Here is a 24,200-nt window from a genome sequence, read left to right as displayed (position 1 = left end):
AAGGAATGAGTGCAATGACAGGACAACTGGTGAATACAGCTCATGGGCAACTGAAGGGAGAAGCGGGGGGCGGCGTGAACGTGTGGCGCGGTATCCCGTTCGCTGCCCCGCCGCTTGGAGAGCTGCGCTTCCGGGCGCCGCAGCCGCCGGAGTCCTGGACAGGTGTGCGGGAGGCCGGCGCATTCGGGCCGGTCAGCCTGCAGCCGGTCAGCACAAGCGGGACGCGGTTCGGCGGCACCAGCCCGGTCTATGATGAAGACTGTTTATATCTGAATGTCTGGTCCCCGGCGGTGGAGCAGAGCGAAGCGCTGCCGGTCATGGTGTGGATTCACGGCGGTACCTTCGTTACCGGCGCAGGCAGCCAGCCGATGTTCGAGGGCAGCAATCTGGCTGTCTCGGGGAATGTCGTGGTAGTTACCGTGAACTACCGGCTGGGTCCGCTCGGGTTCCTGCATCTGTCTCCGCTGGGCGGAGGGCTGGGCAGCAATTTGGGTCTCCTGGATCAGATTGCTGCACTGGAGTGGGTGCAGCAGAATATCGCTGCATTCGGCGGTGATCCGGGCCGAGTCACGGTCTTCGGGGAATCGGCAGGAAGCATGAGCATTGCCGCGCTGCTGGCGATGCCTGCGGCGAAGGGGCTGTTCGCCCGGGCCATTATGGAGAGCGGGGCGGCGCAGACGCTGAATGGACAGCAGGGCGGGCAGATCGCTGCCGCATTCCTGGCAGAGCTGGGCCTTCAGCCCGGCAGCGATACACAGCTTCTGCATTCTCTCCCGGCCGGAGAGATCATGGAAGCCGCAGGCCGGATGGCGTACAAGCTGTCCGGAGATTCGATGAATATGTTCTTCCAGCCGGTTGTTGAGCCTGGCACCCTGCCGGTTGAACCGGTACAGGCCATTGCAGCGGGAGCCGCCAGCGGTATTCCCGTGCTGATCGGAACGAATCTGCACGAGGGCAATCTGTTCTTCCGTGAGGGGCAGAAGGCCGATAACTTCGAGCAATCCCTCAAAGCGCTGGAGCAGCTGATGGGAGTGGACGACCTCTCCGAGCTGACCTCGGATTACAGCCATACCTGGGAAGGACAGGCGGAGGTGCTGACCGACCTGTTCTTCTGGGCCAGCTCGATTTCGTTCGCGGAGAAGCAGCAGGCGCATGCTCCCGTCTGGATGTACCGCTTCGACTGGACGGTGCCCGGGCATCCGCTGCTGGAGAAGGCCATTCACGGGGCAGAGATTCTGTATGTCTTCAACAACCTCCCGCTGCTGAAGCAATACGGCCTGAGCGTGACGCCGCAAATGCAGGCCGTGGCCGGAGCAATGCAGACCGCCTGGGCCGCCTTCGCCCATGCCGGAGATCCGGCAGCGCCTGGACTGGCTTGGCCGCAGTACACACCGGGGACGCGGGCAACGATGATATTTGACCAATCCTCACATGTGGTGACCGACCCGGATGGGGAGAAGCGCAGACGGATTTTTGAGCATTATAAGGGATAAGTTTACAGACAGCAGCCCTCGCCGGAGGAAGACCTCCGGGAGGGCTGCTGTCTTTGTGCGGACAAAGGTATGCAGAAAACCGAATGCAATGGGTGCTGCGATAAGGGAAGGGGCCGTTGCTCCACAGCCAGTAATATTTATAGAGAAATCCTGCACGAATTGCAGCAATACTGTTCGATAGGAGCGGTTTATGTTGAAATCTTGCACGAATTGCAACAAATCCAGCGCTAACTAACTCTAAACACCGAATTTCCTGCAAATCATGCAACAATGTACCCCAGCCAGTAACAGTAATAGAGAAGTCCTGCAAAAAGTGCAACAATGCTGCTCTATACAAGCGGCCGGTGAGAGAGAAAACTCTTAGATTGGCCAGAGTTAGGTGGAGCGCCGGAATGAGTGGGAGAACACTTCAGGATGTTAGGATGCTGGTGTTCTGCTTACTTCAACGGAGTGTAGCCCGTCTTCTCCACCAGCTCCTGCCCTTCGGCGGACAGAATCCAGTCGAGGAACGGTTCGATATTCGGGTTGGTGCTTCCGGCCGTTACGGCGTAGAATTCGACGGCGAGCGGGTATTCACCGCTGCGGATAGTCTCCTTGGAAGGCGGCACCTGATCGATGGCCAGCAGCTTGATCTCATCGCTGGCATTCATCTGTGAGGCGTAGAACAGGAAGCTGAAGCCAAGCGCATTATTGTAGTTGCGGTAGCTGGCGGTCAGGCTGATAATGCCGCTCATCACATCTGCTACGTTCTCCTTCGGGGGAGCCATCAGCTGGCGGTCCTCCATGATTTTTTGCAGCTTGGTCTGGCTGCCGCTGTTCTCTGCCCGCTGAAAAGCCCGGATGGACGCCTTCTTGCCGCCAACCTGCTTCCAGTTCGTGAGGGTGCCGGAATAGATATCCTTAATCTGATCTATCGTTAAGCTGTCCACCGGATTGCGCTTGTTGACGAAGAAGACGAACGCTTCGCGCCCGATCGGGGTGAGCTTCAGTTCACGGCCCCCTTGCTTCGCCTGCTTCAACTGGGCGGCCGAAGGGGCCGCAGCAAAGATAATATCAGTGTTCCCGGCGATCAGACGCTTGTAAGCTTCGGAAGTGCTGGTGCACAGGACGAGATCATTTCCGGTCAGCTCAATGCTGGAGTTATAGGTATCCTGCGGATACACGGCCTGTGCAAAAGCGGAATACAGCGGATACAGCGCAGTTGCACCATCCAGACGGGGCATTTGCTCCGTAAGCTGATAGGATGCCTTGTGATCGAGCTTTGCAGCTTTGGTGTTGACCTCAAAGGGAGCGTACTCAAACAGGTTGACCTCCGGCTCCCGTACTTCCGCCAGGCTATTCACATAACCTTGTCTGATCTCATGGCCTGCGGCTGCCAGAACACAAATTCCGGCAAAAGCAGCGAGGATCATCCGACGCACTCTCCTGCTGAACAGGCCAAAGATGCTGAGTACGGAGAGTATCGCCAGCCCTGAAGCGACGACGATAACCAGCGGACCATAGAAGAGCATCCCGCCGGTAAAAGCGGCGATAACATAACTGATAAAGCCGATAATGGCCATGCCGGCCAGAGCGAGGATGGAATACAGCAGATTGGTCGCAAAGCTTCTTTTCATGATGACCTCCAAGTATATCTCTATAATAGGGTTGATAAATGCTCATACTACAGTGTATCGCAAGCCGCCGTTCCTGCCAAACGAACCAGTACCTGGATGCCGCACGCAGATAGATCCGGCAGAAGGATGAATTTGATGATTGTTGAATGAAATAAAATGAATATTTTCATAAAAAGCTGGACGAAATGATGAAACAGAGGTATTCTGGGATTGTGAAATTAATAACAGAATACAAGATTCTCGGGGTAAGGTGAAATTCCTGACCGGCGGTGATGTTCGAGAGAGCTAAGCCCGCGACTCGTTACTCTATCACAAGAGGAAGCGACTGATCTGGTGACAATCCAGAGCCGACGGTAAAGTCCGGATGGGAGAGGATCATAAGATAAGGACGGGCGGGTTTATTCCGTATGTCTTTATTGATAACGCCCCCGATGTTTGTCCTGTTTGCAGGACTCACGGGGGTTTTTGGTCTCTATCGAGGGTTTGTATCGACAAGGAGAATGAATGATGAGTAATGTATCTGCTTCATCCCAAGGCGTGCGTACCGCACCGGTGCGCAGCGGATTCTGGCTGGTGGTTCTGGGGGCGGCCTTATGGGGCGTTGACCCGCTGTTCCGCATTATCCTGCTGAAATCCCTGACTTCATCCCAGATTGTATTGCTTGAGCATGTCGTGCTCTTCCTGGTGGCCGCTCCGGTAATGTGGCGCAGCCGCGCAGAGCTGAAGGGTATCCGTCTGCGCCAGGCCGCAGCGCTGCTCGTGGTGTCGTGGGGCGGCTCAGCCGTAGCGACCATTCTGTTCACCAAAGCCTTATCCAGCGGAGACTTCAATGCCGTGCTGCTGCTCCAGAAGCTTCAGCCCCTGTTCGCCATTGGTCTTGCCGCTGTTATTCTTAAAGAACGCCTGCCGCGCAATTTCGCACCGCTGCTTATCGTTGCACTCGCCGGCACGTACCTGCTGACCTTCGGCTGGACCATTCCCTTCGGGCATGTGAACAGCTTCATGGGCGTAGGAAGCCTGATGGCGCTGGGCGCTGCCGCCTTATGGGGCGGCTCTACCGTCATGGGCCGTTATCTGCTGGGCTCAATGAAATATGAGACAGTCACCTCACTGCGCTTCATTCTGGCGCTCCCGCTGCTGTTTGTCATTACAAGCATGGAAGGCGCTCCGTGGCAGATGAGCGGCGGAATTGGCGGCTCGGCGGCAGTCGCCATTAATCTGCTGCTGCAGGCACTGCTTCCCGGACTGCTCAGCATGCTGTTATACTACAAAGGACTGAACACCACCAAAGCTTCCGTAGCGACGCTGGCCGAACTCAGCTTCCCGATGACAGGTATTCTGATTAACTGGGTAGTGTATCAGCAGCTTATAACCCTGCCGCAGATTGTCGGCTTCGCCCTGATCTGGACAGCCCTGTTCTTCATCTCCAGTCAGCAGAGGGAACAGCTCCAGCCGTCCAAACAGAATTAACTTCATCGCGCTACCGTCTGAGGGGACAGACCCCAGGACTCAGCGCATCACAGTCAAAGAGGATGTTCCCAGACGGCTCGCCGTCCGGGAACATCCTCTTTGTTGTATAGCAGACAGGGCAAGGGAGCCGCCGCTGGAGCGATTTTATTTCAGATAAGGTGTTAGCAGGATATTCTTGTACCCTAGCTCCTTCAGCTGGGCCGGTGCGATATACAGTTTGCCTGCCGAATTGAAGCTGTTCACAGGCGTAAGCACCGCGTGAGTGCCGCCGTTTGTGATTTTATAGATATAAGCGGCAGAAGGATCGCCGGTTGCGCTAAGGTTCATCACTTCAATCTTCCAGCCGAGTGCGGCAGCAAGTGGCTTCACCGGTATCCAGTCCTGTCCGCCCTTGGAGAATACGGTGGATACATCGACACTTTTTCCGTCCAGATTCACATTGTATTCGTAGGCTAAGGTGATAGGCATGTCAGCGACAGGCAAGTCTTTCAGCACCATATCCTTAGGGAAATTGACTTCCGGTCTGGAGGATGGAGGGGCAGGGAACAGAGCTTCAAGCTCGCCGGTGTCCTTGACCACCCGTGACGATCCGTCTTTCAGATTATAGATCCAAGGGAGGCGCTTAGGCTCGTTTTTGACATATTGCAGCACTCCCTTCGTGAAGTTTGAGTTGGTCAAGGTACCCTTCAGCAGTTCCTGCCGCTTCCCGGTAGACGGATCATACGTACGGATCACATTCTGCCGGGCGGTGTTATCATATCCGCTCTCAAGCAGCGTATGCTGGTTCAGCCAGCGGGCATTGTAGGATTGCTGAGTAGAATAATAGATAGAGACTTTGCCGGTCGCCGTATTTCTCAGATACTGATCGCCAAATTTCGCGAAATACCCCTCCGGCTGCCGTTCGTACCGGGAACGCTCCAGCACCCCCCAGCGGCCGTCAGGAGAGAGGGCATAGTCGCTTTTGCGCACAATAGACTGGCTCTGTGTGTCGTATACATAAGCTTGCTCCGGATCATCCATCCCCGTTAACTGTAAGTTCCCGCTATCTCTTGTCCAGAAATACTGAAAAGCCTCCGGCCATTTGGCAAATGACCCATCCGCCTGCCGGGCAATGACCGCGTTGATGAACTGCTCCCCGTCCAATTGACTCACCGAATACAGCTGGATGTTGCCGCTCTTGCTTGTATAGGAATCGTATACCTCTATCTTCTCGGCTGCATGTGCTGTGAGCGGTGCTGCGAATGCCAGAAGCATAGAGGCAGAGAGAACGATCCGTAAGGAGTGGTGCAGTGTTTTCTTCATATGAACTTCCATCCTTTCAGTGTAAATAACTGTAACTATAGACGGCCCTTGGGCAGGAAAAGTTTCGGCGGTCCCGCTTAAATCTGATGAATTGCACAGGGGAAGAGTAAAAATAAGCCTTTTTTCCCATACTACCGTTATTCTTGCCGTATACTGCAACATCCCAACTTAAGGAGGCCCCGCAGATGAACCCTGACTCCCCGGCTCCGGCCGTATATATCCAGCTTAAGAACCGGGTGACGGTGCCCAAAGGCAAGGGGGTGCTGCTGCGCGATGTCGCTTATCTGATCACCGATCCGCAGTGGCGGGAGCCGCTGTATTCGCTGCTGGTGCTTGAGCCCCAGGAGAGTGACGGCAATCTGATTCTGATCGACCTGCTAACCGTCATTCCGCGGATTCAAGGGCTGTACCCTTATGCCGACATCCAGCCGATTGGCGAAGGCCGCACCATTGTACAGATTGAAGGCCCGGCTACGGCAAACAAGCCTTCCGTGGCTCTCTTCGTGCTGGTATGGCTGCTGCTGTTCTTCGGCTCGGCGCTGACGATTATGAATTTCCATGCCGATGTCAGCATGCTGGAGGTACAGATCCGGATTGTGGAGATGCTGACCGGCCGCAGGGACGAGCATCCTTATCTGTTTCAGGTCGCCTATTCGCTGGGCATCGGGTTTGGGATGGTGATTTTTTTCAATCATTTGTTCAAAAAGAAATGGAATGAGGAGCCGACTCCCCTTGAAGTGGAGATGTTCCTGTATCAGAAGAATATCGATCAATACGTAATCAATGAGGAGTACCGCAAAATGAAACGCCGCCGCAGTGACGATACATCCGGCAGCCGGGAGGGGGGCGTATGAGCGCGCCGCTGTCGCTCGGGCTTCATCTGCTGCTGGGAATTGCCGGAGGAATCGCGGTGGGCGGCGGAGTAATTGCATTATTCGTAGTACTGGACATCATTCCCCGGCTGGCGCAGCTTACTTCCTCCTATGACAAGGTTCACTGGTATGAGGGGGCGATGGTCGGCGGTTCCCTGCTGGGGACGGTGAGTGACTTCTGGAACTGGAAAATGGCGGCGGGCCCGCTGATTGAGCTGGGGGTCGGCCTGTTCAACGGTGTATTCATCGGCATGCTGGCGGCGGCTCTGACGGAGGTGCTGAATGTCCTGCCGATTCTGGCCAAACGTCTGCATATGACCCATCTGCTGCTTGGTCTCTTGATGGCGATGGTATGCGGGAAGGTGGCAGGATCGTTGTTCGACTGGTTTGTATATCAACAGTAAAGGGGGCTAGGAAGTGAGGTATATTCACAGCGGTGATCAGGTAGAGACGGATAAAAAGCAAGACCGTTCCGCGCAGCAGAGCACGCAGCAGAAGGCACCGGAGGAAGAGCCAGCGGCGTCCCGGGGCGACGGGAGTCAGGAGCTGGAGGCATCGGCGGGGCCTGGCGCGGTGACGCAGCAGAAGGCACCGGAGGAAGAGCCAGTGGCGTCTCGGAGTGGCGGGAGCCAGGAGCTGGAGGCATCGGCGGAGCTTGGCGCGGTCACGCGACCGATTGAGGGCGGGCAGGAGAGCGCATCGGCCCTGGATGGTCCGCCTGACAGCGGCGGAGACGGGAATGAAGCGGCCCCTGCGGCGAGACTCGGAGAAGCCGGAGAGGGTGAGAATGGCGGCGGGAAGAATGCTGCTGCTGGAACTGGTGAAGCAAGCAGCGGGAAGAGCGCTGAGGCTGGAGCTGGAGAGGGCAGCGGCGGGAAGAGCGCTGAGGCTGGAACTGGTGAAGCAAGCAGCGGGGAGAACTCAGAAGCTGGAGCTGGTGAGGGCAGTGCGGTGTCCGGCGACCCTGCCGAAACGGATGGCGGCTCAGCCGAAGAGGATCAGGAACCGTCCGGCGGAGGCATCAAAGGGTTCTTCAGCAGTCTGTTCGGTGATGATTCCGGGCCGGAGCAGCAGGCCGGGGACGATTCGGGCAATGCTAACGGGCAGAATCAAGACATGGAGGCTGCGGACGAGCTGGGCAAGTCGGGCCAGCCGGAGGAAGCGTCCGCTGAAGGTGGGACAGGAGACCAAGCGGCAGACAATTCGCAGCAGGGGGCGCAGATTTCTGGAGGGGCTGCCACCGCCGATTTTGAAGGCCGGGAATCAGAGGCTTCCGAGGGAACCGGCAGACCCGAACAGACCGCAGCAGCACAGGCTGGCTCGGATCAATCAACGGCGGAGTCCGCTGCTGGCCAGGGAGCCATTGAAGACGGCAGAGGCCAGCCACAGGATATGGAGACCTCGGACGAGCTGGGCGCGCAGACGCCGGATAAGAGCCATAAAGGCTTTTTTGCCCGATTATTCGGAGATGATGAAGAGCCTGAGGATCAGGAGGACGGTCAGGGAGATGGACAGCCCCAGGAGCCGCAGAAAGCTGCTTCCAGGCAGCCTGAACCCAAGAAGGCCGAATCCGGGCAGAAGGCGGAGACTGCTAGCAAGCCCAAGGACCCCTTGCAGCTCAAGCGGGACAATGAACGTTCCGACTCCCTGGAGGCTTCGATTAAGTACTGGCAGGGCAACGATAAGATACCGCAATCCCTGGAGGTTGCCAAGAATACACTGACCGAGGTGCTTGGGCTGGGCTCTTCTTTTGATATCGTCTTCAGGGAGATGTCCTTCGGCGGGAAACGCGCGGCTCTGCTCTGCATCAGCGGCTTTGCCAAGGATACAATTATCGATGAAATTCTGAAGCGCCTGACATATCTGACCCCTGATCATGTATCAACTGATGTGTTCGCCAGCTTCATGACTGAGTACATTCCCCATGTCCAGGTGGAGAAAGGCGAGTTGTTCAGCGAGAGTATCAACAAAGTATTATCGGGCATGAGCGCGTTCTTCATTGAAGGGGAATCGCAGGTTATTATCATGGATACCCGTTCGTATCCTTCCCGCAGCCCGGATGAGCCGTCGATTGAGCGGGTGGTCCGCGGATCGCGGGACGGCTTCACAGAGACGCTGCTAAGCAACGTGGCTCTGGTTAGACGACGTATCCGCGACCCTGGGCTGAAGCTGGAGATGCATCAGATTGGACGGCGGACCCGGACAGATGTCTGCTTAGCTTACATCGATGATATCGTGGATAAGACCCAGGTGCAGGCTGTTACGGACAAGCTGAAAAGCGTCAATCTCGACGGCATTCCCCTGGCGGACAAGCAACTGGAGGAAGCGATTGTCGGCGGCGGCTGGAACCCCTATCCGCTGGTCCGTTATTCGGAACGGCCGGATATTGTCGCATCCCATCTGCTGGAGGGCCGGGTGGTTGTGTTTGTCGATACTTCCCCGAGCGTGATGGTGCTGCCGACGACGTTTTTTGATCTGTGCCAGCATGCGGAAGAGAACCGCCAGACGCCTTTTATGGGGACTTATCTCCGCTGGGTCCGCTTCATCGGGATCTTTGCCTCGATGTTCCTGCTTCCGCTGTGGATGCTGATGGTTCTCCATCCGGAGCTGAAGCCCGGCATGCTTGATTTCATCGGTCCGCAAAAATCAGCCAATCTCCCGCTCATTGCCCAGTTCCTGATCGTTGAGCTGGGGGTAGATCTGCTGCGGATGGCTGCGGTGCATACACCGACGCCGCTCGGCTCTGCGATGGGGCTGATCGCCGCCATTCTGGTCGGTGATATCGCCGTACAGACCGGGCTGTTTGTCAATGAAGTGGTGCTCTATATGGCGGTGGCCTCTATCGGGATGTTTGCAACGCCGAGCTACGAGCTGGGGCTGGCCAACCGGATTGTCCGGCTTGCGCTGCTGCTGGCGGTGGCTGCTTACGGCATCCCCGGCTTCATGATCGGGACGACGCTGCTAGTGGTGCTGCTGACCACGCACCGTTCGTATAACTCTCCATATATGTGGCCGTTTATACCATTTAATGCAAAAGCCATGGCGGAGATCCTCCTGCGCCAACCGGTGCTGAGCTCCAAAACAAGGCCATCCTTCAACAAAACGAGAGATAATACCCGGATGTCCGAGAATAAGGATGCTCCGCGCAAGCCGTAGAAAAATACAAATCAACTGCAAAAAAGTCCATTCAATGGTGTTCCCTCTGTCTGCTATACTGAATATACTGAACAGCCCCGCAATAAGCCGGATCTGTATCCTGAGCACCAGTTTCAGGAACGCATCGGGGCCCCAAATCATATACTAGACAGGGTGGAACGGATAATTCCACAGAAATTGGAGGACTGCGCAATGTTTTTACACGGGACGAGCCGAATCAATGATGCAGGGCATTTGGAGATCGGCGGATGTGATGTAACTGAATTGAAGGCGGAGTACGGTACACCGCTATATATAGTGGACGAGCAATTGGTCCGCCGCCGCTGCCGCGAATACATGGAGGCGTTCACAGCTTCCGGTCTCGGGTTCCAGGTGGCTTATGCCAGCAAGGCGTTCTCGACGATGGCGATGTGCCGGCTTGCGGATGAGGAAGGGCTGTCGCTGGATGTTGTCTCCGACGGAGAGCTGTATACTGCGCTGCAAGCAGGGTTCCCGGCGGAACGCATTCACTTCCACGGCAATAACAAGACGCCGGACGAGATTGAGATGGCGATCGATGCAGGCATTGGCTGCTTTGTCGCCGATAACCTGGTTGAGCTTCGACTGCTTCAGTCCATTGCCGCCCGCAGAGAAGTGACCGTTAATATTCTGCTGCGCGTTACGCCTGGGGTTGAAGCCCATGCCCACCATGCCTATGCCTCAACGGGACAGACCGACTCCAAATTCGGCTTCGACATCGGCAACGGCTCGGCCCGTGAAGCGGTCAGCCTGGCCGACAGCCTGACTAATCTTAACCTGCTCGGCGTGCATTCGCATATCGGTTCGCAGATTTTTGAGACCGAGGGCTTCCAGCTTGCCGTTGAACGTATTGCTGAATTCACCCGTACCGTCAAGGATGAGCTGGGAGTCTCCTTCCCTGTAGTCAACCTGGGCGGCGGCTTCGGAATCCGTTATGTGGACGGCGATACGCCGCTGCAGGTCTCTGAATATGTCGCAGCGATCACTGATGCAGTGAAGACCTACTTCACCGGCATTAACGATTCGCTGCCGCAGATCTGGGTGGAGCCGGGCCGCAGCATCGTGGGCGATGCCGGAACGACCCTTTACACGGTAGGAACCAGCAAGGAAATCCCGGGTGTGCGCAAATATGTAGCCGTTGACGGCGGCATGACTGATAATCCGCGTCCGGCCCTGTATGAATCCAAGTACGAAGCGCTGCTGGCAAGCCGTGCCACTGAGCCTAATGCGGAGACGGTATCCATCGCCGGCAAATGCTGCGAGAGCGGCGATATGCTGATCTGGGATGTGGAGCTGCCTAAGGTGGAGAGCGGTGATCTGCTGGCGGTGGCCTGCACTGGCGCGTACAATTACTCCATGGCCAGCAACTACAACCGTATCCGCCGTCCGGCGGTAGTGTTCGTGCAGAACGGGCAGAGTGATCTGGTCGTACGCCGTGAGTCCCATCACGATATTGTAGCCAATGATATCGTGCCTGCACGGATTGCCAAACAGGCCGTTACGAAATAAGACATAGGGATGGACTATAGCGGCAGGCGGGAGGACATCCCGCTTGCTTTGCTTTGTGCCCCGTTTCATAGTAAACTAATAAAAGTGTTCTACATTTGTCATTTCGAAAGGGGTCATTTACATATGGCTAAGCAAGCGAAAATTACACTCGAAAACGGCGGCGTTGTGCTGATCGACTTGTTCGATCAGGATGCGCCTAATACAGTAGCTAACTTTGAGAAGCTGGCAAAAGACGGCTTCTACAACGGATTGTTGTTTCACCGCGTGATTCCGGGCTTCGTAGCACAGGGCGGCTGCCCGAACGGAACAGGCACCGGCGGTCCAGGCTACACGATCGACTGCGAGATCAACCCGAACAAGCACGAGCGCGGTTCCCTGGCGATGGCCCATGCCGGCAAGAACACAGGCGGAAGCCAGTTCTATATCGCTTATGCTCCTCAGCCGCACCTGGACGGAGTACACACAGTATTCGGCAAAGTAGTTGAAGGCATGGAGCTGGTTGACGCCTTCAAAGGACGCGACAAGATGGCGACTGTTGAAATTGTAGAAGCTTAATACAAGCACTCCATAGACACTATAGGGGGAGGTTCTCCTCCTCAGGCATCGCCAAAGCACCCGGCTGGTTATTCAGCCGGGTGCTTTTTGCCGTGCGGGGAATTGAACATAGCAGTTGGATTTCCTCCACTTACTCAGGTGCGAAGGAAGCCTTTACAGGCAACAGGTGGAAAAACAGCACTTAAAATGCTGCAAATAGAACAGAGTAGAGGGAATGCACGAAATTAAATGACGTTTATCCAATTAATTTCCTTGAAAGCTCCAAAACATCCGAAACAAGATACGTTTGTCCAACTAACATGCTCCTGAACTTGCAGACATCGGCTCGAGGCGGAAATGAGGGGCACTAATGCCCCTGAATCTCCCCCTCTGCATTTACCTGCCAAAGATCCGGCGGCGTGACTTACGACGGGCGGCGTACAGCTCCGGCAGCTTGAAGAAGATCAGGAACATCAGCAGGAAGATGACGAAGGCGAAGCCTTCTTCTACCAGCAGATAGTAGGGATAAGGGCCGAAATAGTCCAGTACCGAGAACGTGCTGGGCTTGTGCATCAGGAACATGTAGTTGGAGTCCAGCAGCACATTGGCGGCGTACACGCATGCGGCAACAAGGTTCAGGCAGAGCATGGTGAAGAACAGCGAGCGCCAGGTAGGCTTATATCCATCGACCCAGGTCATGTACAGGGAAGCGAGTATAATCGAGCCGTGGGCGATAAAGAACAGCAGGAAGCGGAAATGCGGGAACGGATAGACCAGATTAGGCGTAAGCAGGGCGATGAATGCACCGCCGATCCCGGCAAAATAAAGAAAGCTGTACAGCAGCCTGCTGCGGGTCAGCAGCATCACGACCGACAGGAGCAGGGTAATTCCGCATAGTTCCAGTGGCAGGGAGGAGCTGCGGCTCCAGCTGTCATGGGACAGATACCAGACATGCAGGCCTCCCTCGGAAGCAGCCAGCAGCAGGATCAGCAGCAGGCGTACGCCTGCCCGCAGGCCGGAATGGCTGCGCAGGGCGAATCGGGCTGCAAAGAGCGCCAGGCAGCATAAGGCAATGACAGACAGGGTGATAAGATGTGAGGCTGAGAGCATGACGAAATCGCTGTCACGGGCACGGTCCCAAAATATATTTCCATTCACTGGAATCTCTCCTCGAATCCTGAAATAAAGATAGCGTAATAAATTCTTTAAATTTAACTATATCTGATTCTAAAGTTCTACTCTTAGGTGATATAAGTATATATCGTCTGTAGTGGGCAGAAAAGTCAGGTTTATTAGTTTATTTACATAAGATGGACTCTAAGCCCGTATACATAACGAAACTTCAGGTGGAGTGTGTCCTTACCGGTGCGTTCAGCAGCCATCTTTTTTGCAGGTATGCTTCAAATCAATTATTTGAAAGAACGGGGGACTTATGGGAAATGGTGAAAAAAAGAACAAGCCTGGCAGTGGTCCTGGTCATGTTATTCGTGCAATTCGTCTCAGGGCTGGGCTTCACCCAGCAGGCTACAGCGGCGGCCATTGAGCAGGACCGGGACATTATTACCAGCGTATCTATGGCGGTATATGGTCCGGATGGACAGACGGTAACAGGCAGTGTGTATGAGGTGGATTCCACCGTGAAGCTGGATTATACCTGGTCGCTTCCTAACGGCCACGGCTATAGCCAGGGAGACAGCTTCACCTTCCAGCTTCCCGAGCAGTTCCAGCTCTTCAATGACATTCAGGGCGGACTGGAATCGGACGACGGGGCGGTAGGCACATTCACAGTCAGCCAGGCTACTCATCAGGTCGTAATGACATTTGGCGACTACATTGAGAGTCATGCCAATGTGCAGGGAACCTTACGTATTAATACCCAATTTGACAAAAAAGTGATCAGCGGCAGCACCGTCCAGCAGATTCTGTTCCCGGTGAACGGCGGGGTCCAGACGGTTACGGTATCGTTCAAGCCCACTGTAGGCTCGACAATTACCAAGAAGGGAATCTCCAGCGGCTTCAACGCGGATCATATTGATTGGACTGTTGATGTGAACAAAAGACTGGAGCCGGTAAGCGGCGCGGCTGTGACCGACCCGATTCCTGCCGGGCTGGCACTGGACAGTACGGTTACCCTTGCGGTATACCAGTTGAATGTTCAGCTGGACGGCACGGTTACCCAAGGCCCGCTTGTGGACAGCAGCAAATATACGGCGGATGTCTCCGGCGGGACGCTGAAGCTTCAGTTCACAGACCCTGTGATTACAGGGGCATACCGCATCAAGTATACAACGCAGATAGTGAGCGATAACTTGTCCAGCTTCACCAACACGGCAACTTTCACAGGGGATGGCCGTGAGCCGGTGAGCGCATCGGATACGGTGGTCATTGAACGCGGCGGCAGCCTTAACAAAAAAGCGGTCCGCTATGACTGGGGCACTCAGACCATTAACTGGGCTATCGAATACAACTACAATAAACGGACGATCTCCCCGGAGAATGCGGTGTTGACGGATGTGTTCAACAGCTCCCAGGTACTGCTGGAGAACTCGGTCCGGATCTATCCGGTTACCCTGAATGCGGCCGGAGAAGCAGCCAAAGGCACAGCACTGACCCCAGGCGCAGATTACACGGTAACGCCAGCCAGCGGCGAATCCGGCAACGGGTTCAGACTGGAGTTCAAGAATACGGTGAAATCGGCTTATCTGATCGAATATACAACCAAAGCGGCAGACCGTGTGTTCAAAGATACGAAGATCACCAATACGGTCTCTGATAGTACTTATAGCAGCAACGCTACTCAACTGATCCGGCCTATTATTATTTATAAGAATCTGTCCGGCGTGAATTACAACACCCACACCACCGACTGGAAAATCACGTTTAACGGCGACAATTACCCGATGAACGAAGTGGTGATTACAGACAGCTTCCCGCAGGGAGGACAGAAATATATCTCGGGTTCACTGGTGGTCCGTACTCTATCCGGCACAGTGATCAGCCCGTCGGCTTATACCCTGATTGTGAATTCACCGGCTCAGCCGAATGAAGGGTTCAAGGTGAAATTCAAATCACCGGTTACAGGGACTCATACAATTAGTTATCAGACTGAATTCAGCAATGATTGGCTTACGGGCAATACCGATGACTTCATCAACGTGGCCCGCATTGACTGGAAGGACAGCCAGAACAAGCCACAATGGACAGAAGCCAGCGGCAAGTTCATCCCTAACCCGGAGGTTAAGAACAACGGGTTCAAATCCGGGGTCTATGATGCTTCTGCCAAAGAGCTGACCTGGACCATAGGCGTCAATTACAACAGCAAATCCATTGCCGATCCTGTAGTGACAGATGTACTGGCTGACGGACAGTCTCTGGTACCAGGCTCCCTTAAGGTATACAAGATGAATATTGCCAAGGATGGAACGCATAGTCCTGGCGCTGAGGTTGACGGCGGTGAGTTCAGCTACAGCGTGGGTAGCGGCAATGAGCTGAAGGTTGATTTTGACAAAGCCATTCATTCGCCCTATTACATCGTCTTCAAAACAAGCCTGGCCGGACAGCTGATTGGAACCAAGGTTGTGAATACAGCGAAGCTGCTGGATGGCACGAAGAAGGTCTCCAAGGATCTGAAGGCAACGGTAGATATCCCGCACGGGGATGAATATGTGTTCAAAGACGGCGTGCAGAACGGGGATAAGCTGAACTGGACCATTGCGATCAACCGCACCCAGTCCCATGTAAAAGATGCCGTGATCACCGATGTGCCGAGCACAAATCAGATCCTCCTGCCGGACAGCTTCCAGCTGTACCGCACGGTTACGTCCGTGAATGGTGAAGTGACGAAGAGCGGTCCTGCACTTGTGAAGGATACCGATTACTCCTTAACGATCAGCGCCGATGCACAGGGCAGGCAGTCTTTCGTCTTAAGCTTCCCTGGTGACATCCATTCCGCTTATGTGCTGGAATATCAGTCCCTGATCGTTGCGAACACTGGCGATAAGCTGGTCAACTCCGTAAGCTTCAGCGGCAATAACGTCAAGCTTATCACCAAGGAGACGACCAAGGAGATTATCGTAGGTGTCTCCAGCGGTTCGGGAACAGGCAGCGGCGTCAGAGGAACGCTCAATGTCTTCAAGCTGGAAGCGGGCAATACTGCAAAACCGCTGGCTGGAGCTATCTATGAGCTATACCGCCTGAACGGAAGTGACCGGGTGCTGGTGAATACCCGCACCACAGATGCAGCAGGCATCGCGGCGTTCAACAATCTGTGGCTGGGCAGCTATGTCCTGATTGAAACAGTTGCACCGCAGGGCTATGTGCTGGATTCCACCGAGCATCCGGTGACCATCGGCTCCTCGGCCGTGTTGAATCTCACCCTGTATAATAAGCTGGCGGAGCAGCCGACACCTACAGTAACGCCAACGCCGACAGTGACTCCGGTGCCAACCGAGTCACCTGTTGAGACTACGGTTCCGACTACGGTTCCATCGCCAGTGCCTACAGATTCTACGGGACCAGAGGCTACGCCTGTTCCGACATCGCCTACCGGAGGACCGGTATTTACTCCGGTACCGACACCAGCCGGTACATTCGAACCGGGTGTCATCATCGATGATCCGCAGGTTCCTGCTGGACCAGGCTTGCCGGGAACCCCGCAGCCATCGACTCCGGCACCAACTGTTACTCCGGAGCCGGCAGCACCTGAAGTGGTGACGCCGATCGATGATAACATTCCGCTGGGCAATACTGAAGTAGATGTTGAAGACGAAGCGGTTCCGCATGGGACGGTCTCCGGCACGAATGACGGCAGCGGCAGACTGCCGCAGACCGGGGAGAGCAGTCCGATGCCGATCTACCTGACCGGTGCAGGCCTGATTCTAGGCGGTATCCTCCTCAGCCGGGTATTCCGCAGAACGCGCAAGCAGGATTAGGCTGAATTAGAGCAGCAGGATAGGGCTTCAGCAGGGGCTGTCCCAAAAGCTTAACATGTAAAAAAGGAGCGGTCCTCCGTTATTGGAGGACCGCTCCTTTGTGCTTCTGGTTATACACTACATTTGCTCGTTTTGCTCACTTCTGATGAATTCAAGTGTACTTATGAAGACCACAGCGATTGGAACAACGGTCCGTTTGCGGAGCGTCCATCCAAGTGCACACGTTAATCCTACTCCACTTATGTATTTTTCTGCTTGCATGTTGCTATACGTGTTGCTATAAATGCTATAATAATTTCAAATTCAAAGTTTCGGAGGGATATTGGTTATGTGGAAGGAATTCAAAAGCTTCGCCATGAAAGGCAATGTGCTGGATTTGGCGGTCGCCGTGATCATTGGAGCGGCATTCGGCAAAATTGTTACCTCGCTGGTGGCTGACATTATTATGCCGCTTATCGGTCTGATCAGCGGGGGGATTGATCTGAAGGAACTTAGCTTTGGCATAGGAGATGTTGCGGTGAAATATGGTATGTTCCTCCAGACCGTAGTCGACTTCTTCATTATTTCCTTCTCCATCTTCATGGTGGTGAAGCTGAGCACCCGGTTCAGACGCAAGGAGACTGTCAAGGTGGAGGTAGTGGAGACACCCGCTCCGGCACCGGATGTGGTCCTGCTGACGGAAATTCGCGATCTGCTGAGAGCGGACAAGCAGCGTGAGCCGGGCATGTGACAGGTATGATAGGGAATTAAGTTACATAAATATAGTAAATTTCCGAAACACACTTGCATTTCCCGCAGTGAAGTGATAATTTTGTTGTAGGCGTAACTTGTTATTGAACTGAATAGATCAATCCTTCAGGGCAGGGTGTAATTCCCTACCGGCGGTGATGCTGCCTGAGCTGGCTTATGATTGCCGGTTCTGATGCTTAGTCCGCTACCCGCTCCGTATGATATTCATACGGACGGTGGACCCGGTGCAATTCCGGGACCGACAGTATAGTCTGGATGGAAGAAGGAGAGATTCACGTGCCGCGCTTGCAGCAGGCGGCCGGGCAACAGTGTTTTCAGATATTATGTGCGAACTTTCACAATGCCGGAGGTCCGGCGTTTATTTACGCATATATTTATTTGCTGGTGCTACCTCTCGTATATCCCGTCTTGAACTCCTCCTGGAGATTGAGACGGGTTTTTCTGTTTGTTGTTTGATACACACGAAGAATACAGCCGGGGGATAGGAGGCAAGACATGGATAAGATGAACGATGAGTTTTACATGTCCCTTGCGCTGGATATGGCAGAGCGGGCACAGGGCCAGACCGGGATTAATCCTGTGGTTGGCTGCGTCGTCGTGAAGGATGGCGTCATGATCGGGCTTGGAACCCATCTGCAGCGCGGGACCGGCCACGCCGAGGTGCATGCGCTCAATATGGCTGCCGGTAAGGCGCAAGGCAGTACGGCATACGTTACGCTTGAGCCCTGCAGCCATTACGGCATCACGCCTCCTTGCAGCCAGCGTATGATCGATGAAGGAGTGGCAAGGGTGGTTGTCGCCTGTGAGGACCCGAACCCTCAGGTGGCTGGCCGGGGAGTTGAGATGCTGCGTGAACAGGGGATCGATGTGGAAGTAGGTCTGCTGCGGGGCCGGGCGCTGCGGCTGAACGAGAAGTTCATCAAGTATATTTTGACGAAGCAGCCGTTCGTAACCCTCAAGAGCGCCAGCACACTGGACGGCAAAATTGCCACCCGCACCGGAGACAGCAAGTGGATCTCGAATGCTGAGGCACGGGAGTTAGTACATACCCTGCGTCACCGCCATCAGGGAATTATGGTCGGGGTCAATACCGTGATTGCCGATAACCCTTCACTGACGACGAGACTGAATGTGCCCGGACTGAATCCGCTGCGGATTATCATTGACTCCTCGCTGCGCCTGCCGCTGGACAGCGCTGTGGTCAAGGATGGTCTGGCGCCTACAGTGGTCGTAACTACGGAGAGGGCAGATCCTGAGCGCAGAGCAGCGCTACTCGCGGCAGGGGTACAGGTGATTGCAGCTGGCAGCGGTCCCCGTGTGGATCTGCAGGCGGCGATGGCTGCGCTGGGCGCGATGGAGATCGGGTCGATCCTGCTGGAAGGCGGTGGGACGCTGAATGGGGCCATGCTGGAGCAGGGCCTGGTTGACCGGGTGGTCCTCTTCTTCGCTCCGAAGATTGTCGGCGGCGGCGCTGCGGCAGCGGGAACGTTCGACTTCGGGGGTGTGGAGCTGATGCGAGATGCCATCCAGCTTGAAGGATTGGAAGTGGAAGTGCTCGGGGATAATGTCTGTATCAGCGGCACCCCGGTAAGGCAGCATTAAGCGAATTTCAGGAGGTGGGATGGCATGTTTACCGGCTTGATTGAAGAGGTGGGAGTCCTGCGCAGCGTCACCAGCGGCGGGGAGATGATGGTGATGAATATCGGGGCCTCCCTCATTATGGGAGATCTGAAGATCGGTGACAGTGTGGCAGTCAATGGTGTCTGTCTCACGGCAACCTCGCTTGGGGACCATCATTTCACCGTTGACGTTATGCCTGAGACTTACCGCAACAGTACACTCAAAGAGCTGCGGACCGGCGGCCGGATGAATCTGGAACGCGCGATGGCCGCCGGCGGACGCTTCGGGGGGCATATTGTCCAGGGGCATGTGGATGGAACCGGTGAGATCCGCAGTGTCAGGCGCGACCAGAACGCCGTGGTATTCGAGATTGCGCCGGACCGCAAATCCCTGTTCAAATTCATCATTCCCAAAGGCTCCATCACGATAGACGGCATCAGCCTTACGGTTGTGATGACGGAAGCGGCAACCTTCACCGTGTCAATTATCCCGCACACGCTGGGAGAGACCGTGCTGGCCCACAAGCGGTCGGGTGACCGGGTGAATATTGAATGTGATGTGCTCGGTAAATACGTTGACCATCTGCTTCATTATGGTTCGCGTGCAGGCAATGAAGACGATGGAGGAAGCTCGAAGATCAGCCATGAATTTTTGGCGGCCAACGGGTTCATATAATCTATAGATCAGGCATACGGCAAGCCGACAGGCAAGCGTAGAGCCATTAGGAGGACAGTACTATGAGCCAGCAAGCTGATAAGGAGAGTATTCTTGACCCGATTGAGGATGCGATCTATGACTTAATGCGCGGCAAGGTCATCATCGTGGTAGATGATGAGGACCGCGAGAACGAAGGAGATTTCGTGGCTCTGGCGGAACGGGCTACCCCGGAAGTGATTAACTTCATGATTACCGAAGGACGAGGCCTGGTCTGCGTACCGATTACGGCGGAGCGTGCCGAAGAGCTGGACCTGCACCCGATGGTATCTCAGAATACCGATAACCATGGTACGGCGTTCACGGTTTCGATTGACCACGCAGCGACGACGACCGGCATCTCGGCCGGTGAACGGTCCCAGACGATTAAGGCGATGCTGGACCCGCAGGCGAAGCCGGCCGACTTCCGCAGACCGGGTCATATGTTCCCGCTGATCGCCAAGAAAGGCGGAGTCCTGCGGCGCTCCGGCCACACGGAGGCTGCGGTCGATCTGGCCCGGATGTGCGGGGCGTATCCGGCAGGTGTCATCTGCGAAGTGGTGAAGGTAGACGGCACCATGGCCCGGCTGCCTGACCTGATTGAGATCTCTAAGAAGCATGATCTTAAGCTGATCAGCATCAAGGACCTCATTCACTACCGCAATGAGAAGGAGCATCTGGTAACCCGTGAGGTATCGGTGAATCTGCCGACCGATTTCGGCGATTTCCAGACGATCGCATACACGAACGAGGTGGATGACAAGGAGCATGTTGCACTGGTCAAGGGCGATATCTCCGGGGATGAGCCGGTCTTGGTGCGTGTGCATTCCGAATGTCTGACCGGCGATGTGTTCCATTCGCACCGCTGCGACTGCGGTCCGCAGTTCGAAGCGGCCCTGCGCCAGATTGAAGAAGCCGGCCGGGGGGTTCTCCTCTATATGCGCCAGGAGGGCCGGGGGATTGGCCTGATCAACAAGCTGCGCGCCTACAAGCTGCAGGAAGAAGGGCTCGATACCGTGGATGCCAACCTGAAGCTGGGCTTCGCGGCTGACCTGCGGGATTATGGCATCGGGGCACAGATTCTCAAGGATCTCGGCATCCGCCAGATCCGGCTGCTGACCAACAATCCGCGCAAAATCAAGGGACTGGAGGGCTACGGCCTTGAGGTAGTGGAGCGCGTACCGATCCAGATGCCGGAGAACAAGGACAATACCAATTATCTTCATACGAAGCAGGCCAAGCTTGGCCATCTGCTGAATTTTGACAAGATCGAACAGAATGAGAATACCAAAATTTAATTATAGATTACCTATCCTATACACGAAGGGTTGATGAGCAGCATGCCGAATTATTTTGAAGGACACTTAGTATCCGAGGGTTTGAAATATGGGGTTGTCGTGGGACGTTTCAATGAGTTCATTACCAGCAAGCTGCTCTCCGGGGCACTCGATGCCTTCAAGCGCCATGGCGCCGCCGATGATGAAGTGGATGTTGCCTGGGTACCGGGAGTATTTGAAATTCCGCTGATCGCCCAAAAAATGGCCGAGAGCGGCAAATACGATGCTGTAATCACGCTGGGCACAGTCATTCGCGGATCTACAACACATTATGATTATGTGTGCAACGAGGTTGCCAAGGGCGTGGCGGCGATTAACCTTAAGACCGGTGTTCCGACCATTTTTGGTGTGGTTACAACGGAGAATATTGAACAGGCCATTGAACGCTCCGGGACCAAAGCGGGCAATAAAGGCTGGGATGCAGCGACTGCCGCTATCGAAATGGCTAACCTGAACAAGCTGTTCAAATAATACACCTCTTGACGAAAGAGCGTAAATCGTGCTTATTTATAGTATGAGAAGAAAGCATGAACATAGATCTTTCTACTTGTGTAGCGTCCCTGCGGCGCTGCACTTTACTTTTTTTGGGCTGGAGGAAACCGCGTGACTGTATTGTACAAGCTGGAGACGTTCGAAGGTCCGCTCGATCTGCTCTTGCATCTGATTGACAAAGCGGAAATCGACATCCAGGACATTCCGGTCAGCGAGATCACCGAGCAGTATATGGATTTCTTACAGGGAATGAAGGAGCTTGAGCTGGATATCACCAGCGAATTTCTGGTGATGGCAGCCACCCTCCTGTCGATTAAGAGCAAGATGCTGCTGCCTAAGCTCCCTGTCATTGAAATCGAGGATTTCGATTACTATGAGGATGACGGCTACGATCCGCGTGCGGAGCTGGTGCAGCGCCTGATTGAATACCGCAAATTCAAGAACATTGCCGTACAGCTGCTGGATATGGAGAGTGAGCGCAGCCTGATTTTTACGAAGGAGCCGGAGGACCTGGGCCCCTTCGTTCCTGCTCAGACGGACAATACGTTGAAGGGTCTGCATACCGCCGATCTGATCGCCGCGTTCCGCAAGGCACTCAGCAAGGCCGCCCGGCGTACCTCCTACCAGCGGATCACCAGGGATGAGATCTCGGTCAAGGACCGGATTCGTGAGGTGTCGGAAGCCCTTCAGCGCAAAGGGACCGGCGGCAGACTGCGTTTCTCGTCCCTGCTGCATGAGGAGATGGCCCGGTATGAGATCGTCGCCACCTTCCTGGCCATTCTGGAGCTGATGAAGATGAAGGCCATTTATTGCTATCAGGAGAAATTATTCGAAGATATTGTCATGGAGTGGAGAGGAGGAGAGGATGTCAGTGGATTACAACACGCTGAAATCAATTATTGAAGGTCTGCTGTTTCTCTCGGGGGATGAAGGCCTGTCCGCCCGGCAGATTGCCGAGATTACCGAGCAGCGGCCCGATCTGGCTACGAAGGCGCTGGATGACTTAAGAGAGGATTACCATACGCAGAGCCGGGGTCTTCAGGTGGTGCAGATTGCCGGTAATTACCGGCTGGCGACGCTTCCCGAGCATGCGCAGTATTTTGAGCGTCTGGCGTATTCACCCTCCAGATCATCCCTGTCCCAGGCAGCGCTGGAGACACTCGCCATTGTGGCTTACCGCCAGCCTATTACGAGAGTGGAGATCGAGGAGATCCGGGGAGTCAAATCCGAACGGGCCATCCACACGCTGGGCAACAAGGATCTGATTCAGGAGGTGGGCCGGGCCGAGGCCGTCGGGCGTCCGATTCTGTACGGCACGACCAAGTCCTTCCTGGACAGCTTCGGGCTGGCGAGCCTGAAGGAGCTGCCGGAGCCGTCGAACTTCGACACCTCCGAGGGTCTGGAAGAGGAGACCCAGCTGCTGTTCAGCAAGCTGGACAGCCAGATGACCTTCGATGAGGTCGAATAACCGCAGCGTATTGCCGCTGTTCATAGCGATGCCGTTGTCCCAGCCGGGGCAGCGGCATTTTTTTCGCAAATAATAGAGATGTTAGCGAAATAACCGAATGTTATCCAGCCGTAATTGCCATACTAATCCATAGGCTCCATATTTATTATTCTAAAGGCTGCTTGGAGGTTAAGCATGTGACGTTATGGCTGGCAATACCCTTAATCCTGCTACTGCTCGTTATTCTGCTGTTACTGCTGGTTCTGGCGTCATCGATTCATTTTCACTTCCGTGTCCGCAGGCTGGGTAAGGATGACCGCATCGAATTTGACATCAAGGCTGTATACGGCTTTGTTAAATTTCATTATGAGGTACCTGCGCTGGTCTTCCAGAGCCTGGAACAGGGGATTAAGCTCAAGGTGGAGAAGAGCGGAATTGCGCCGGTGAAGCAGGACAGCGAGAATGAAGAACAGGTGGATAAGGAATCTGTGACGCAATGGCTAAAGAACGTACGCACGGCATTATATGCAACCCGCGGGCTGAAAAAGTGGCTTACAGACACCTTGTCCCATATTCAGATCACCAAGCTGGACTGGTCCACAGACTTCTCTCTGGGGGAGGCTGCAACGACCGCCACGGCGGTGGGGGCCTTATGGGGCCTGAAGTGGACGATGATCGGCGCACTCTCCCGCACAGTCAGACTGGTGCATAAGCCGGGAATATTTGTAGCTCCAGTCTTCCGGGATGAGCCGTTTTTTGCCACGGAAGCGGTCTGCAGCGGCAAGCTGTCCGCCGGATATGCGCTCTATGCGGGACTTCTCCTGCTGCGCCGTGTCTCGAAGGTGGAAGGCGGCCTCGGCCGGTGGAAGAAATTGCTGAGCCGCGAACGTTCCTAAAAAAACTACATACTCCAATCCATAGTGGGCAAGATAGATACTGCAGGTACATTTATATACACCC

The 24,200-nt window shown here is 54.9% G+C and carries 19 protein-coding genes and 2 riboswitches; of the genes, 16 read left to right on the top strand and 3 right to left on the bottom strand.

Translation table 11 applies throughout. The annotated features are described in order from the left end of the window. The first annotated feature begins 14 nt into the window (after positions 1-14). Positions 15-1,493, top strand: coding sequence for a carboxylesterase/lipase family protein (locus MHH28_RS11145; protein WP_405114831.1), 1,479 nt, complete (start codon positions 15-17; stop codon positions 1,491-1,493). Between the two features lie 437 nt (positions 1,494-1,930). On the opposite strand, the gene MHH28_RS11140 is transcribed toward MHH28_RS11145, so the two are convergent. Next, positions 1,931-3,109, bottom strand: coding sequence for a PstS family phosphate ABC transporter substrate-binding protein (locus tag MHH28_RS11140; protein WP_405114829.1), 1,179 nt, complete (start codon positions 3,107-3,109; stop codon positions 1,931-1,933). A 232-nt stretch (positions 3,110-3,341) separates the two neighbouring features. Further along, positions 3,342-3,489: riboswitch (FMN riboswitch) on the top strand. 127 nt (positions 3,490-3,616) lie between these two features. On the opposite strand from MHH28_RS11140, the gene MHH28_RS11135 reads away from it, so the two are divergent. Continuing rightward, on the top strand, positions 3,617-4,579 hold the full coding sequence (locus tag MHH28_RS11135) for a DMT family transporter (RefSeq protein WP_405114827.1): 963 nt from the start codon (positions 3,617-3,619) through the stop codon (positions 4,577-4,579). A gap of 144 nt (positions 4,580-4,723) precedes the next feature. Here MHH28_RS11135 and MHH28_RS11130 read toward each other — a convergent pair whose 3' ends face one another. After that, complete coding sequence (locus MHH28_RS11130; protein WP_405114825.1) at positions 4,724-5,881, bottom strand: hypothetical protein; 1,158 nt, start codon at positions 5,879-5,881, stop codon at positions 4,724-4,726. Between the two features lie 185 nt (positions 5,882-6,066). Between MHH28_RS11130 and MHH28_RS11125 the strand changes: the two genes are divergently transcribed. The 5 genes from MHH28_RS11125 to MHH28_RS11105 all read left to right on the top strand — a co-directional run bounded on the left by MHH28_RS11125 (position 6,067) and on the right by MHH28_RS11105 (position 11,991). Then, positions 6,067-6,735, top strand: a complete 669-nt coding sequence (locus MHH28_RS11125; protein ID WP_405114823.1) for a stage V sporulation protein AA — start codon at positions 6,067-6,069, stop codon at positions 6,733-6,735. After that, positions 6,732-7,157, top strand: coding sequence for a stage V sporulation protein AB (locus MHH28_RS11120; protein WP_405114821.1), 426 nt, complete (start codon positions 6,732-6,734; stop codon positions 7,155-7,157). The genes MHH28_RS11125 and MHH28_RS11120 overlap by 4 nt, the downstream gene beginning before the upstream one ends. Before the next feature lie 1,006 nt (positions 7,158-8,163). Continuing rightward, positions 8,164-9,909: a spore germination protein gene (locus MHH28_RS11115; RefSeq protein WP_405117006.1), complete on the top strand. Its 1,746-nt coding sequence runs from the start codon at positions 8,164-8,166 to the stop codon at positions 9,907-9,909. A 192-nt stretch (positions 9,910-10,101) separates the two neighbouring features. Then, positions 10,102-11,436: a diaminopimelate decarboxylase gene (gene lysA / locus MHH28_RS11110; protein ID WP_405114818.1), complete on the top strand. Its 1,335-nt coding sequence runs from the start codon at positions 10,102-10,104 to the stop codon at positions 11,434-11,436. Between the two features lie 123 nt (positions 11,437-11,559). Next, positions 11,560-11,991 (top strand): peptidylprolyl isomerase, encoded by a 432-nt coding sequence (locus MHH28_RS11105; protein WP_405114816.1) that lies wholly within the window; start codon positions 11,560-11,562, stop codon positions 11,989-11,991. 375 nt (positions 11,992-12,366) lie between these two features. Here the strand turns inward: MHH28_RS11105 and MHH28_RS11100 are convergent, their stop codons facing one another. Beyond that, on the bottom strand, positions 12,367-13,128 hold the full coding sequence (locus tag MHH28_RS11100; protein ID WP_405114814.1) for a TIGR02206 family membrane protein: 762 nt from the start codon (positions 13,126-13,128) through the stop codon (positions 12,367-12,369). A gap of 281 nt (positions 13,129-13,409) precedes the next feature. On the opposite strand from MHH28_RS11100, the gene MHH28_RS11095 reads away from it, so the two are divergent. From MHH28_RS11095 to MHH28_RS11055, 9 genes are all read left to right on the top strand, one after another. Next, positions 13,410-16,901 carry a collagen binding domain-containing protein gene (locus MHH28_RS11095; RefSeq protein WP_405114812.1) on the top strand — a complete coding sequence of 1,164 codons (3,492 nt, stop codon included), beginning with the start codon at positions 13,410-13,412 and terminating at the stop codon, positions 16,899-16,901. A 328-nt stretch (positions 16,902-17,229) separates the two neighbouring features. Next, a complete protein-coding gene (gene mscL / locus MHH28_RS11090; RefSeq protein WP_405114810.1) occupies positions 17,230-17,631 on the top strand; it encodes a large conductance mechanosensitive channel protein MscL in 402 nt (133 codons plus the stop codon). A gap of 117 nt (positions 17,632-17,748) precedes the next feature. Continuing rightward, positions 17,749-17,922, top strand: a riboswitch (FMN riboswitch). 224 nt (positions 17,923-18,146) lie between these two features. Next, positions 18,147-19,253 carry a bifunctional diaminohydroxyphosphoribosylaminopyrimidine deaminase/5-amino-6-(5-phosphoribosylamino)uracil reductase RibD gene (gene ribD, locus MHH28_RS11085; protein ID WP_405114808.1) on the top strand — a complete coding sequence of 369 codons (1,107 nt, stop codon included), beginning with the start codon at positions 18,147-18,149 and terminating at the stop codon, positions 19,251-19,253. Between the two features lie 24 nt (positions 19,254-19,277). Continuing rightward, entirely contained in the window at positions 19,278-19,946 is a 669-nt protein-coding gene (locus MHH28_RS11080) for a riboflavin synthase (protein ID WP_405114806.1), read from the top strand. Positions 19,947-20,008: 62 nt separating this feature from the next. Then, a complete protein-coding gene (locus tag MHH28_RS11075) occupies positions 20,009-21,262 on the top strand; it encodes a bifunctional 3,4-dihydroxy-2-butanone-4-phosphate synthase/GTP cyclohydrolase II (RefSeq protein ID WP_405114804.1) in 1,254 nt (417 codons plus the stop codon). Between the two features lie 42 nt (positions 21,263-21,304). Then, positions 21,305-21,772 carry a 6,7-dimethyl-8-ribityllumazine synthase gene (ribE, locus tag MHH28_RS11070; RefSeq protein WP_036698212.1) on the top strand — a complete coding sequence of 156 codons (468 nt, stop codon included), beginning with the start codon at positions 21,305-21,307 and terminating at the stop codon, positions 21,770-21,772. Positions 21,773-21,904: 132 nt separating this feature from the next. Then, a complete protein-coding gene (locus MHH28_RS11065; RefSeq protein ID WP_405114802.1) occupies positions 21,905-22,696 on the top strand; it encodes a segregation and condensation protein A in 792 nt (263 codons plus the stop codon). Further along, entirely contained in the window at positions 22,665-23,261 is a 597-nt protein-coding gene (scpB, locus tag MHH28_RS11060; RefSeq protein ID WP_405117004.1) for an SMC-Scp complex subunit ScpB, read from the top strand. The genes MHH28_RS11065 and scpB overlap by 32 nt, the downstream gene beginning before the upstream one ends. A gap of 176 nt (positions 23,262-23,437) precedes the next feature. Continuing rightward, positions 23,438-24,136 (top strand): DUF2953 domain-containing protein, encoded by a 699-nt coding sequence (locus MHH28_RS11055; protein WP_405114800.1) that lies wholly within the window; start codon positions 23,438-23,440, stop codon positions 24,134-24,136. The last annotated feature ends 64 nt before the right edge of the window (positions 24,137-24,200 follow it).

The sequence above is a fragment of the Paenibacillus sp. FSL K6-1217 genome (genome assembly GCF_045040735.1).
In the GTDB taxonomy this organism is placed as follows: Bacteria; Bacillota; Bacilli; order Paenibacillales; family Paenibacillaceae; genus Paenibacillus_AQ.
Note: the sequence above shows the minus strand (reverse complement) of the source record. Positions and strands in the feature narration are given on the sequence as shown.

Bases quoted from the DNA above. Each gene is read 5' to 3' on its own strand.
- MHH28_RS11145 (WP_405114831.1), top strand. From the start codon at position 15: ATGACAGGACAACTGGTGAATACAGCTCATGGGCAACTGAAGGGAGAA.
- MHH28_RS11140 (WP_405114829.1), bottom strand. From the start codon at position 3,109: ATGAAAAGAAGCTTTGCGACCAATCTGCTGTATTCCATCCTCGCTCTG.
- MHH28_RS11135 (WP_405114827.1), top strand. From the start codon at position 3,617: ATGAGTAATGTATCTGCTTCATCCCAAGGCGTGCGTACCGCACCGGTG.
- MHH28_RS11130 (WP_405114825.1), bottom strand. From the start codon at position 5,881: ATGAAGAAAACACTGCACCACTCCTTACGGATCGTTCTCTCTGCCTCT.
- MHH28_RS11125 (WP_405114823.1), top strand. From the start codon at position 6,067: ATGAACCCTGACTCCCCGGCTCCGGCCGTATATATCCAGCTTAAGAAC.
- MHH28_RS11120 (WP_405114821.1), top strand. From the start codon at position 6,732: ATGAGCGCGCCGCTGTCGCTCGGGCTTCATCTGCTGCTGGGAATTGCC.
- lysA (WP_405114818.1), top strand. From the start codon at position 10,102: ATGTTTTTACACGGGACGAGCCGAATCAATGATGCAGGGCATTTGGAG.
- MHH28_RS11105 (WP_405114816.1), top strand. From the start codon at position 11,560: ATGGCTAAGCAAGCGAAAATTACACTCGAAAACGGCGGCGTTGTGCTG.
- MHH28_RS11095 (WP_405114812.1), top strand. From the start codon at position 13,410: ATGGTGAAAAAAAGAACAAGCCTGGCAGTGGTCCTGGTCATGTTATTC.
- mscL (WP_405114810.1), top strand. From the start codon at position 17,230: ATGTGGAAGGAATTCAAAAGCTTCGCCATGAAAGGCAATGTGCTGGAT.
- ribD (WP_405114808.1), top strand. From the start codon at position 18,147: ATGGATAAGATGAACGATGAGTTTTACATGTCCCTTGCGCTGGATATG.
- MHH28_RS11080 (WP_405114806.1), top strand. From the start codon at position 19,278: ATGTTTACCGGCTTGATTGAAGAGGTGGGAGTCCTGCGCAGCGTCACC.
- MHH28_RS11075 (WP_405114804.1), top strand. From the start codon at position 20,009: ATGAGCCAGCAAGCTGATAAGGAGAGTATTCTTGACCCGATTGAGGAT.
- ribE (WP_036698212.1), top strand. From the start codon at position 21,305: ATGCCGAATTATTTTGAAGGACACTTAGTATCCGAGGGTTTGAAATAT.